Source organism: Synechococcus sp. R5-12 (genome assembly GCF_047502655.1).
Lineage (GTDB): Bacteria > Cyanobacteriota > Cyanobacteriia > Thermostichales > Thermostichaceae > Thermostichus.
On the sequence record NZ_JANSIM010000271.1, the window covers coordinates 1 to 10,528 of the forward strand.

Here is a 10,528-nt window from a genome sequence, read left to right on the forward strand (position 1 = left end):
AGCCTGCGGCTATGGTGCGGGCCTCCAGCCCGAAAATTTGGTGATTCTAGAGGGGGGATCCGCCCCCTTTTTTCCTTTAGGGCTGCAGATAGAGGCGGTGCTGACGGATATAGTGCTCCACAGCAGGGGGCACCAGGTAGCGGATAGACCCTCCCTTTTGGATTTGCTGTCGCAGGTAGGTGGAAGAGAGCGTCAGGGTAGGGGCTTCCAGGATTTGGGCTTGGATGGGCAACTTTTCGGCTACCGCCTGCAACACCTGGGCAGCATCGCCGGCATCCACCCGTGGGGCAACGATCCAATGGCAGAGGCGGGCCAGTTCTTCCGCTTGATACCACTGGGGCAGGTCCCGCAGAGCATCCACGCCGATGATCCAGTACCACTGGGTATTGGGTTGCTCCTGGATGAGGGTGCGCAGCGTCTCGATGGTGTAGGAGCGCCCCGGACGGCGGATCTCCAGCTCTGAGCAGGCGAAGCGCTCGTGGTCGGCAATGGCCAGCTTGACCATCGCCAAGCGGTCGGCTTTGCTGGCACCAGGGGCCAGAGGCTTGTGGGGGGGATCCCCTGCCGGCATCCACAGCACCTGATCCAGGTCAAACTGCCAAAGGGCTTGTTCTGCCATGATCAAATGGCCGTGGTGTACAGGGTTGAAGGTTCCACCCAGAATGGCAATGCGGCGGTGCTTCATGGCTGCTGGCTCAGGTAGGTGATGGCATCCCGCAGCCAGTCTTCCGTTGGGCGGGGGTGAGTGGGCAGAGCTTGCAAGGCAGCCTGAATTTCCTGAGTGCTGTAGCCCAGGGCCAGTAAGGCCATTTCCACCTCTTCCCGGATAGGCATGGGCGGCCCCCCGGCCAAGGGTTGATCCGCAACCCCCATCCCCTGTCGCCAGTGGGCCAGCTTGGTTTTCAGCTCCAGGGCCAGCCGCTGGGCCGTTTTATGACCTACCCCCGGCGTGAGGGAGAGCAGGCGCACATTTTCGGTCACCACCGCCTGCACCAGCTCCGGCAGGCTGAAGGTATTCAGCAGGGCCAAGCCCAAAGCCGGCCCCACCCCTGAGACTTTGATGAGTTCCACAAACAAATCGCGCTCGGCTGGCGAGCCAAACCCGTACAACACCAGCTCAGTCTCTCGCACCACCAAATGGGTGAACACCCGGACGGGCTCCCCCACTGCAGGCAGTTGCTTGAGAAAACGTCCTGGGGCCTTGACGCGATAGCCGATCCCCTGCACCTCAACAGTGAGGCTACTGCGCTCTCCCCATTCGATGGCCACAAGGTGGCCGCTTAAAAACGCGATCATGCTGCGAGTTTAATCTGGGTTTGGGATGCTCTGCTCGACTGGAGCTCCAAAGTCGGCCAAGCAATCTAAAGTCCTTGCCAAAGGCTGCTTCCCTACAAGGCTATTTCACAGACCATTTCTCTACCTGTAGACTGTTCCCCATCCAGCTCTGTATTCTCCCTCATCCATGCCGATTCGCCCTTTTCCCATCGGCCAATGGCTTTGGATCCTGTTCTCGCTGGGGGTGCTGCTCTTTCTCCATCTTCCTCTGCTGGTGATCGTCCTTTACGCCTTTAGCCCCGATGAGGCGACTTTGCGCTTCCCTTTGCCGGGGCTGACCTGGCATTGGTTTGCCGTGGCCTGGGGGCGGGCAGATATTTGGCGGGCCTTGTTTTTGTCTTTGCGGGTGGCTGTGCTGGCTACCGGAGTGGCGGTGGTGCTGGGATCCCTGGCGGCAGCAGCAGTCTATCGCAGCCGATTTTTTGGCCGCGAGACGATCTCGTTTTTGGTGTTGCTGCCCATCGCCTTGCCGGGCATTGTCTCCGGGATCGCCTTGCGCTCGGCGATCCATTTGCTGCATATCCCTGTCAGCTTTTGGACAATTGTTATCGGCCATGCCACCTTTTGTCTGGTGGTGGTGTACAACAACGTGCTGGCCCGGTTTCGCCGCATGGGACGCTCTCAGCTAGAAGCTTCTGCCGACTTGGGGGCCAATCCTCTGCAAACCTTTCGGTACATCCTTCTGCCCGAACTGGCCTCGGCCCTATTGGCGGGATCCCTGCTGGCGTTTGCCCTGTCTTTCGATGAAATCATCGTCACCACCTTCACCGCCGGCCAGCAGCAAACCCTGCCGATCTGGGTGTTTAGCCAGCTCACCAAGCCTCGGCAGCGCCCGGTGATCAGCGTGGTGGCCCTGGGGGTGATCGGCCTGACGGTGCTCCCCATTTGGCTGATCCATCACTTGACCCAAGAGAAAACCACGACTCGCTGATGGCTCTTTCCAGCCTCATGCAAGGTTTGCACTTGGAGGGATCCCTAAGTATTGGCCGGAGTCGCTGTAACAGCAAAGAAACGCTGGCCCTGGTTGATCGCGGATCCCTTGTGAGAAAATGTAACAAGCATTTCATTTCTGAAATTGAGGTATCTATGGCTGTCACTCGTGCCGGACGCGCCCCTCTAGTGCGGGGCAGCAGCGAGGGAAATCCTGCCAAGTTCATGGAAATGGCCAGCTCTTTGCTCAGCACCCGCACCCGCCAAGGCAGCGGCAAAAAGGTTCAGGATCGCTCTTCCTACGGCAAGGCGGGCAATCCGCAAGAGTTTATGCAGATGGCCAGTGAATTGCGCCGCTCCCTGGAGCAGCAGGGTCGGTAGCCAATCCTGTCCACCCCCAGGGGATCCCCGTCCAGTTGCCTAAGCTGGACGGTTTTCTTGCTGCTCCTCTCAAGCCAGAGGCGGCCAATCGCTTCTGAGGCCACTCACCGGTGTTGGATCCCGTTACAGGCCCAACTTCGAGTCCAGAGCTCCGCCCTTGAGCTTCTGTGCAATGAGCCGGCAGAAGAGCAGCATGTCAGGATGGGAAAAGTGCTCATCGGGGCGCTCTTGCCGGTGGACGTGATTGAGGCCAAGACGACATGAAAAACAAAGGCTTTTGGCTGGCCGGGATCCTGGGGGTAATCTTGGATCAGGCGACCAAGCACTGGGCAGTGGAACGGCTGCTGCCGGGGCCAGAGATTGAGCTGTGGCCAGGGGTGTTTCACCTCACCTACGTGGAGAATACCGGCGCTGCTTGGAGCCTGTTTGAAGATTCGGCAGAGCTCTTGAAGTGGATCTCGCTGGGGGTGGCGCTGGCGTTGGCGCTGCTGGCCATTCGCGGCGGGATCCTGGGCCGATGGGAACAGGCCGGCTATGGCTTGGTGTGGGCAGGAGCCGTGGGGAACGGCATCGACCGCTTCGTCAACGGCTATGTCGTGGACTTTTTCAATTGGGTCTGGATTCGCTTTCCGGTATTCAACGTGGCGGATGTGGCCATCAACCTTGGGGTGGCCTGTCTGCTGATCGGTTTGCTACAGGACAACTCGAAGAAAACGGGATCGACTTCCGCCTTGCCCTGCCTGGAGAAAAAGCCCAGTCGCGACAGCACCCACTTTAAGGATTGACGAGCCGATGAACAGCCTTCAGGGATCCCTCGGGATGCTCATGTCCTTGGCAAGGGGGATCCCCGGTCAGCTGCAAGGACTCCGTCCGCCTATTGCAAACGGCTGGCTTGCTGAGCCACCTGGCAGAAGCGCTCGACATCTGCGGGCAAAGTGTTAAAAGCCGTCACCAGGCGGATTAAGTGGTGACCTTCCCCCAGCCAGCGGTAAAACCGAAACCCCGCCTGCTCCAGGGCCTGGAGAACCGGCTCCGGCAGCTCGATAAAAACCTCATTGGCCTCGGTGGGATATACCAACCTGGCTCCCGGCAGGGATCCCAGTCCCTGCGCCAACCGTTGGGCCATTGCGTTGGCATGGCGGGCATTGCGCAGCCACACCCCATCCTGGAGATAAGCCTGCAATTGGGCAGACAAAAAGCGCATCTTCGAAACCAGATGGCCACTGCGCTTGCGACGAAACTCAAAATCGCCCACCTGATCTGGATGAAAAAACACCACCGCTTCCGCAGCCCAGGCCCCATTTTTGGTGGCCCCAAAGGACAGCACATCCACCCCCGCTTTCCAGGTCATCTCGGCAGGGGTGCAACCCAAACTAACCAGGGCATTGGCAAAGCGGGCCCCATCCATATGCACCTTGAGGCCAAAGTGATGGGCCAAATCCGCCAAGGATCTGAGCTGCTCCAAGGAGTAGAGGGTGCCGGCCTCGGTGGCTTGGGTCAGGCTGAGGCAGGCAGGTTGTACGTGATGAACCACCCCAAACCCCGCCCGCTCCAGGGCCGTTTTTAAGTTGCCCCAGTCGATACGGCCTTGCTCTCCGGGGATCCCCACCAACTTGGCCCCACCTGTAAACAGCTCTGGCGCTCCACATTCGTCCAGATTGATGTGGGCCTCGGGATGGCAATAAATCGCCCCGTAGGGCGGGGTGAGCACCGAAAGGGCCAGGGCATTGGCAGCAGATCCTGTTGCCACCGGAAACACCGCCACTTCATGCTCGAAGATCTCGGCAAACAGCCTTTGCACCTGCGCTGTGCATTCGTCCCCTCCATAGGGCATGGCGGATCCCTTGAGGGCCAACAGGGCTTCCATCACCTCAGGACAGGCGCCTGTGACATTGTCGCTGCAGAAGTTCATGGCCTGGACAACTGGGGGATCTCGCCGAGGAAAGGTTAGGGCCAGTTTATTTCGCGCCAACCCAACCGGGATCCTCCAAAGTATCCCAGGCTTGACCTGCCTCTCCCTCAACCGTTTGCAATAGCGGGACAGAGTCCTTTTGGGGATGGGAAGGCGGCTCAGGCTGGTCGCGATAGCGGGACGGAGTCCTTTCGCAATAGCGGGATGGGGTCTTTGCACTCCACCACAACCCCAAAGCGGGCCCCAACCCCAACAACAGGCCCAGCCCCGCCGGCGCAACAATGCCGGAGCCCAGGCTCATCAACAGGGCAAAAGCAAAATTAGCTACATAGAGCACCAGCGGCCCCACCAACTGGCGGCGGTCAAGGATGGGTTGATCCTCGCCCCACAGCAGATTGGCCACCGTCATGAAGGCAGCCCCGGTCAGCATCCAACCACCGAAGTTTTGCAACGGCATGCCGAAGAAGGGCCCCGGCTGAAACCACGTCCAGAAGGGAATCAAGCCGCGGGTCATGGCCGGATCCAGCACGAAGTCCCAGGCGGTGAGCAGCAGGGCCCCCAACATGATGGCCTCGAAGTGGATCAACCAGTGGCGCTGGGTTTGCAGAGCCACACGCGCCAACAAGTAGGATGACAACCCCACATAAAACCAAGACAGAGGGATGGTAAAAGGCACCAAACCGGCAATCTTGTAGCCCAGCCCACTCAGGTAGCCGTAGTTGCCAAAAGGGATCCCGGTGCTGGTGCCCAACAGCTCACTGCCCAAGGAAATGCCCACCGCCGGGATCAAAAACATCAACAGGCGCCGCATCCCCAACAGCCGGGATCCCATCAGAGCTGCCGCCAGCGCACCGAACACCATGTAGGCCACGCCGCCATTGCCCATGCTCAAGGAGAAAGCTTGAATGCCAATGGGGGGCAAACTGGCCACCCACTCAGGATGGGGTACAACCCAGAGCAACCCTGCCAACCCGAAGAACAAAGACAGAATGTGTAAACCCAGAGCCAAAGCTTCCAGCCGCCGCCAAATCGAGCCGGATAGGGGCAGAACGCTTTGCCCATGGAAAGGCAGGCCGACGAGAACACCAGAGGACGAGAACCAACGCATGAGAAACTCCCGAAGAGTGGTTAAGCGAAGCCGCTCTGTCTCCTTGCAACCCATACGGCGGCTGAGGGAAAAAGCGGATGGCCCCAAGAGAGAGCCCGAAGCCAAGAATGAACCCGCTTGTTTGCAGGCCGGCCTACTTGGGATGGCCCTCTGGGCAGGGATGTCACCACCGCTAACGGTGACACTGCTGATATTTTGCTGTCTATTGTATCAATTCGTAAACATATCGCCCGTTTTTCCTCAGGTCTCCTCCCCGTCTTCGCCGCAGGGATCCCGGGTGGGGGTGTACGCCCAGTTGGCTCGTGCTGTGGAGCGCCAGGACTGGCTTCAGGCCCTGCAGCTGGTGGATCTGTTGCAGCAGCACACGGAAGATCCCGCCCAGCGTCAGGATCTGGAAGACTATCGGCTGGAGCTGGAAAAATATCGTTCTGCTTATGGGGATCCGCCGCCGCCCCAGTGGCCGTTTTTGCACAAGCCCTTTGTTGGGGAATTTCCCGTCACCAATCTCTTCGACCATGATCTGCCTTTGGGGGAGAGGGATGGCAACGGACGGTTTGTGAGTGGGCAAGGCCAGGTTTGGATCCCCGACCCGCTGCACCCGTGTGGCAAAAGCGATGGCCATGCCGGTTATGACTGGGAGATGCCGGTGGGAACCCCGATTTTGGCTGCTGCCGCAGGACGGGTCACCTTGGCCCGCGAGGAGCCGGAGTTTTTTTGCCCCAGCTTGGGCCGGCTGGTCAGGGGGTTGCGGGTGCGCCTTCTGCACGAGCCAGAATTCTCCGATGGGGAGAGAGCAGACAGAAGAACCCTTCCCCGCTGGGAAACCCTCTACGCCCACCTCAGCCAAGTTGGGGTGCAGGAGGGGCAAGTGGTGGCCCCAGGAGAAATCATCGGCCTATCGGGAGATAGCGGCTGTGCCAGCGGGCCCCATCTTCATTTCGAGGTACGTCGCTTCGACAACACCAACTCGGGCCAACCGGCTGCCGTCGATCCCTATGGGTGGTTTGGGTCTGGCCTGGATCCCTGGAGCATTCATCCCCTTGGGGCCGAAAGCCTGTTCCTTTGGCAGGTGGGACAAGCCCCCAGTTTGGGAGCTTGCTGGCAAGGGCAGCGATAGCCGAGACGGACATCCGCTCCGCGCGAGACCTCGCTGACAAAGATGGATATTGACAGGCAGATTCACAACAGTCACAACAGATGATGGACTTATAGATCTCGACGGACAAAGCCATCCCCCTCCCATTGGTAGAGGGTAGCCCTCAAGTCACGGCTGGCACCGAGCGGGCTTGAGATGACCAGGATCCCTTGCGGGCTGACCCGCAGGCTGGCATTGCTCAGATCCGTCACGCTCAGCAGCGGCACAAGTCCCTCAGGCCGGTGTTCCAAGACCAAGACAGAGCGCAGCAGGCTGATGCCCCCTCGCTCGGTAAGGAGCACCAACTTGGGCTGTGGGCTGGAGGTGATGTCCGTGCGCAGGTGAGCCTCCACCAACCGCCCTGGGATCGGCTCAGCCGTGTGGAGCAGACGAAAGCTATACCCCCCCTGATGCTCGAAGCTGAGAACGCGCACCACCGGCTCTACGGTGGGCTGCCGCTGAATCTGAAACACAGCCACCACATCCTGGCGAGATGGAGAGGTTAGGCTGGCCGGGAACAGGCGCAGGTTTTCACCGCGATTGCCGCGAATAAAATCCCACCAAATGGATTGATTGAATAAAGCCACAACCCCACCTCGAGCAGCGCCGCCCTCAGAAGGAACCGGCAGCAGCGGAAGCACGGGCTGGGGATAGGCAGGAACAGCAGCAACCGGTAGAGTGGCAGCCAAGGCCGCTCCCCAGGCTATTCGACCACAGGAACACAACAGCTTCCGCATATTTCCTCACTCCTCGCCCCTAAAATTCTAAGAGACAGCAAGGCTCCTCCAGTAAACCAAGGGATCCCTTTGTGTTGAACTCAACGTGGAGCTCACCTTAGATCTCCCCTAGATGGCCATAGACGGTTCCAGTGGACTACCGAATTCTCGCAAAAGGCCCCAAGATTCGCCTGTAACCGCCAAAGTCGGCTTGGAACGACGCCCCGCCAATTGGAAAGGGATCCCCCAGGAGCAAGGGGCAGCCCCCCCGACGGAGGGCTCTATTTTTCGGCAGCCAAAAACAATTGGGCCCGCCAAAAGCAGGCAATGGACTTGCTGTCCAAATCCATTCCCAAACGGGCCATTTCTGTAAGCTCAGAAGCAGAAAACTCCACTACGGTAATATCTTCATCCTCATCCTTATCGGGAGGGGAATCCAGCACTTCCAGCTCCCGCGCCAGATAGGCGTACATGATCTCGCTGGAATAGCCGGGGCACAAATAAAATTGGCCAAGGGGATCCCAGCGATGGGCACGCAGGCCCGTTTCTTCTTCCAGCTCGCGGCGAATGGTGTCATCGGGATGCTCCCCTGGCTCGACTGTGCCTGCCGGAAATTCATAAAGGTAGGAGGCAACCGCAAAGCGATATTGACGAATGCAGACGAACTTGCCTGCTGCAGTTACAGGCACGGCCACCACCCCCCCGGGATGGATGAGGTACTCCCGCTCCCCCTCTTTGCCGTTGGGAAAACGCAAACGCTGGCTGACGAAGGTGTATTTATGGCCTTGATAGCGCAGGCGCTCACGAATCACCTGAGATGGGTTTTGCATGGCAAGAGTTCCCGAGAGTAGAGCCGCTCTCAGCTTAATGGTTTTCGGCGCTGTTGCAACCGGGCAATCCAGAGGGATCCACACGCCCTTGGGATCCCGTGTCTGGGGTAGAGTCAGGAAAAGCACAAAAGTTGCAGGCCATGATTTACCCTCCCTTGAAGGAGTTTCTTGCCCTCACCAAGCAGGGCAACTTTATCCCGGTGTACCAGGAATGGGTGGCGGATTTGGAAACGCCGGTTTCTGCCTGGTATCGGGTCTGTGCCGGCCAGCCCTACAACTTTCTCCTGGAGTCGGTGGAGGGGGGGGAACAGGTGGCCCGCTACAGCTTCTTGGGCTGCGATCCCCTGTGGGTTTTGGAAATACGCGGGGATCAGGCGCTACAGCGATACCGCGATGGCCGACAGGAGCACCACCAAGGGGATCCCTTTGCCATCTTGGCCCGCTGCTTGCAGCCCTATGAGCCGGTGCATTTGCCGGAATTGCCCAGCAGCATCGGCGGCCTATTTGGCTACTGGGGCTACGAGCTGATTCGCTGGATTGAGCCCAAGGTGCCCATCCACCCCCTGCAGCCGGGGGATCCCCCTGATGCCGTTTTGATGCAGGTGGACAGCATCCTGCTCTTTGACCAGGTAAAGCGCAAGATTTGGGTGGTGGCCTTCGCCGATACCCGTCACCACGCTCCTGAGGAAGCCTATGCCCAAGCCTGCCGGCGGGTGGAAAAGCTGATGCAGCAGCTCAGCGCTCCTCTTTCCCTGGCCCATCTGCACCTCAACTGGAAGCCCCACCTGTCGGAAAGGACTCCGTCCCGCTGGCGCGAACAAATCCCCCCCAGCACCCTGAGCCGCCCGGCCTACTGCCAAGCGGTGGAACGGGCTAAGGACTACATCCGCGCCGGAGATATCTTCCAGGTAGTGCTCTCGCAGCGGTTTACCATCTCCTTTGCGGGGGATCCCTTTTGCCTCTACCGCTCGTTGCGGCTGATTAACCCTTCCCCTTATATGGCGTTTTTGCAGTTTGGGGATCTCTGCCTCATCGGCTCCAGCCCAGAGGTGATGGTCAAACTCAGCCGGGTGGGAGAAGACCGCATCGCCACCGTGCGCCCCATTGCCGGCACCCGCCCCCGCGGCACCACCCCTCAGGAAGACCGGCAGTTAGAGCAAGAGCTGTTGGCAGATCCCAAAGAACGGGCCGAACATGTGATGTTGGTGGATCTGGCCCGCAACGACCTGGGACGGGTCTGCCAACTGGGATCTGTGCAGGTGGACGACCTGATGCAGATCGAGCGCTACAGCCATGTGATGCACATCGTCAGCAACGTGGTGGGGCGGCTGGATCCCCAGTACAGCGCCTGGGATCTGCTGCGGGCCACCTTCCCTGCCGGCACTGTTACCGGCGCCCCCAAAATCCGCGCCATGCAGATTATTCATGAGCTGGAAGGATGCCGCCGTGGGCCCTATGCCGGCGCCTATGGCTACTACGACTTTTCCGGCCAACTGAACACCGCCATCACCATCCGCACTCTGCTGGTTCATCAGGGCCAGGTGAGCTTGCAGGCCGGGGCAGGTATTGTAGCCGACTCGGATCCGGAGCGGGAATATCAAGAATGTCTGAACAAAGCGCGGGGCATGTTAATGGCTGTGGCCAGTTTGCAGGAGACCTAGCCGATGTTGGCCCAGTTGCGCTTCAGCCCTGCGGTTCGCGTCAGCGGGACGGAGTCCTTACAGGAGCTCCAGCAGCCGGATCCAGAGACCGTAGAGCAGGCTTTTGAACTGTTTTCCACAGAGGGCTATCTGGTGTTGCCGGAGATCTTTCCCCCCGAGCTCATCGACAAGTTGCACAGCAGCTTTCTGGCCACCTACAGCCACTACTGCACCCACGAAAACCACGCCGATGCCCTGTTAGTGGGCAATAGACGGGTGATGGTAACGGTTCGCCTGGAGGGCCCCTTCAACGATCCCCTCATCTATGCCCATCCTCTGATCTTGCCCATCCTGAAGCGGATTTTGGGGCCGGAGTTGATCTTGAGCGGGCTGGGGGCGGTGGTCTCTCTGCCGGGATCCGCCGATCAACAAGTTCACCGGGATCTGTCTCATCTGTTTGGCGACGAGGCCTTGGATGCGATCATTCCTTGCTATGCCGTAAACTACCCGACTCCGACCGCTAAGCGGTACGGAGCGGGCT

11 protein-coding genes and 1 pseudogene are annotated in these 10,528 nt (G+C 59.5%); 6 read left to right on the forward strand and 6 right to left on the reverse strand.

What is annotated here, in order from left to right:
• Window positions 1-76: 76 nt before the first annotated feature.
• Together nadD and ruvA are read right to left on the reverse strand one after the other, a co-directional pair.
• Entirely contained in the window at window positions 77-685 is a 609-nt protein-coding gene (gene nadD, locus NW843_RS13105) for a nicotinate-nucleotide adenylyltransferase (protein WP_414523164.1), read from the reverse strand.
• The gene (gene ruvA / locus NW843_RS13110; RefSeq protein WP_414381256.1) at window positions 682-1,296 is read right to left on the reverse strand and encodes a Holliday junction branch migration protein RuvA; all 615 of its coding nucleotides are present in this window, start codon (window positions 1,294-1,296) and stop codon (window positions 682-684) included. Before ruvA ends, nadD begins: the two co-directional genes overlap by 4 nt.
• Window positions 1,297-1,462: 166 nt before the next feature.
• Between ruvA and NW843_RS13115 the strand changes: the two genes are divergently transcribed.
• From NW843_RS13115 to lspA, 3 genes are all read left to right on the forward strand, one after another.
• Window positions 1,463-2,266 carry an ABC transporter permease gene (locus NW843_RS13115; protein ID WP_414523165.1) on the forward strand — a complete coding sequence of 268 codons (804 nt, stop codon included), beginning with the start codon at window positions 1,463-1,465 and terminating at the stop codon, window positions 2,264-2,266.
• A 155-nt stretch (window positions 2,267-2,421) separates the two neighbouring features.
• On the forward strand, window positions 2,422-2,646 hold the full coding sequence (locus NW843_RS13120; RefSeq protein WP_414357256.1) for a hypothetical protein: 225 nt from the start codon (window positions 2,422-2,424) through the stop codon (window positions 2,644-2,646).
• 260 nt (window positions 2,647-2,906) lie between these two features.
• Complete coding sequence (gene lspA / locus NW843_RS13125; protein ID WP_414523166.1) at window positions 2,907-3,431, forward strand: signal peptidase II; 525 nt, start codon at window positions 2,907-2,909, stop codon at window positions 3,429-3,431.
• An 89-nt stretch (window positions 3,432-3,520) separates the two neighbouring features.
• On the opposite strand, the gene NW843_RS13130 is transcribed toward lspA, so the two are convergent.
• Both NW843_RS13130 and NW843_RS13135 read right to left on the reverse strand, forming a co-directional pair.
• Window positions 3,521-4,618, reverse strand: a complete 1,098-nt coding sequence (locus NW843_RS13130) for a threonine aldolase family protein (RefSeq protein WP_414523167.1) — start codon at window positions 4,616-4,618, stop codon at window positions 3,521-3,523.
• The gene (locus NW843_RS13135; protein ID WP_414523168.1) at window positions 4,605-5,666 is read right to left on the reverse strand and encodes a carotenoid biosynthesis protein; all 1,062 of its coding nucleotides are present in this window, start codon (window positions 5,664-5,666) and stop codon (window positions 4,605-4,607) included. Before NW843_RS13135 ends, NW843_RS13130 begins: the two co-directional genes overlap by 14 nt.
• A gap of 205 nt (window positions 5,667-5,871) precedes the next feature.
• Between NW843_RS13135 and NW843_RS13140 the strand changes: the two genes are divergently transcribed.
• Window positions 5,872-6,783, forward strand: coding sequence for a M23 family metallopeptidase (locus NW843_RS13140; RefSeq protein WP_414523169.1), 912 nt, complete (start codon window positions 5,872-5,874; stop codon window positions 6,781-6,783).
• A gap of 89 nt (window positions 6,784-6,872) precedes the next feature.
• Here NW843_RS13140 and NW843_RS13145 read toward each other — a convergent pair whose 3' ends face one another.
• Together NW843_RS13145 and NW843_RS13150 are read right to left on the reverse strand one after the other, a co-directional pair.
• Window positions 6,873-7,538 (reverse strand): hypothetical protein, encoded by a 666-nt coding sequence (locus NW843_RS13145; RefSeq protein ID WP_414523170.1) that lies wholly within the window; start codon window positions 7,536-7,538, stop codon window positions 6,873-6,875.
• A 260-nt stretch (window positions 7,539-7,798) separates the two neighbouring features.
• Entirely contained in the window at window positions 7,799-8,347 is a 549-nt protein-coding gene (locus tag NW843_RS13150; RefSeq protein ID WP_011432186.1) for an NUDIX hydrolase, read from the reverse strand.
• Between the two features lie 140 nt (window positions 8,348-8,487).
• On the opposite strand from NW843_RS13150, the gene trpE reads away from it, so the two are divergent.
• The gene (gene trpE, locus NW843_RS13155) at window positions 8,488-10,008 is read left to right on the forward strand and encodes an anthranilate synthase component I (RefSeq protein WP_414523171.1); all 1,521 of its coding nucleotides are present in this window, start codon (window positions 8,488-8,490) and stop codon (window positions 10,006-10,008) included.
• A 3-nt stretch (window positions 10,009-10,011) separates the two neighbouring features.
• A pseudogene (locus NW843_RS13160) lies at window positions 10,012-10,528 on the forward strand (phytanoyl-CoA dioxygenase); the annotation flags it as partial.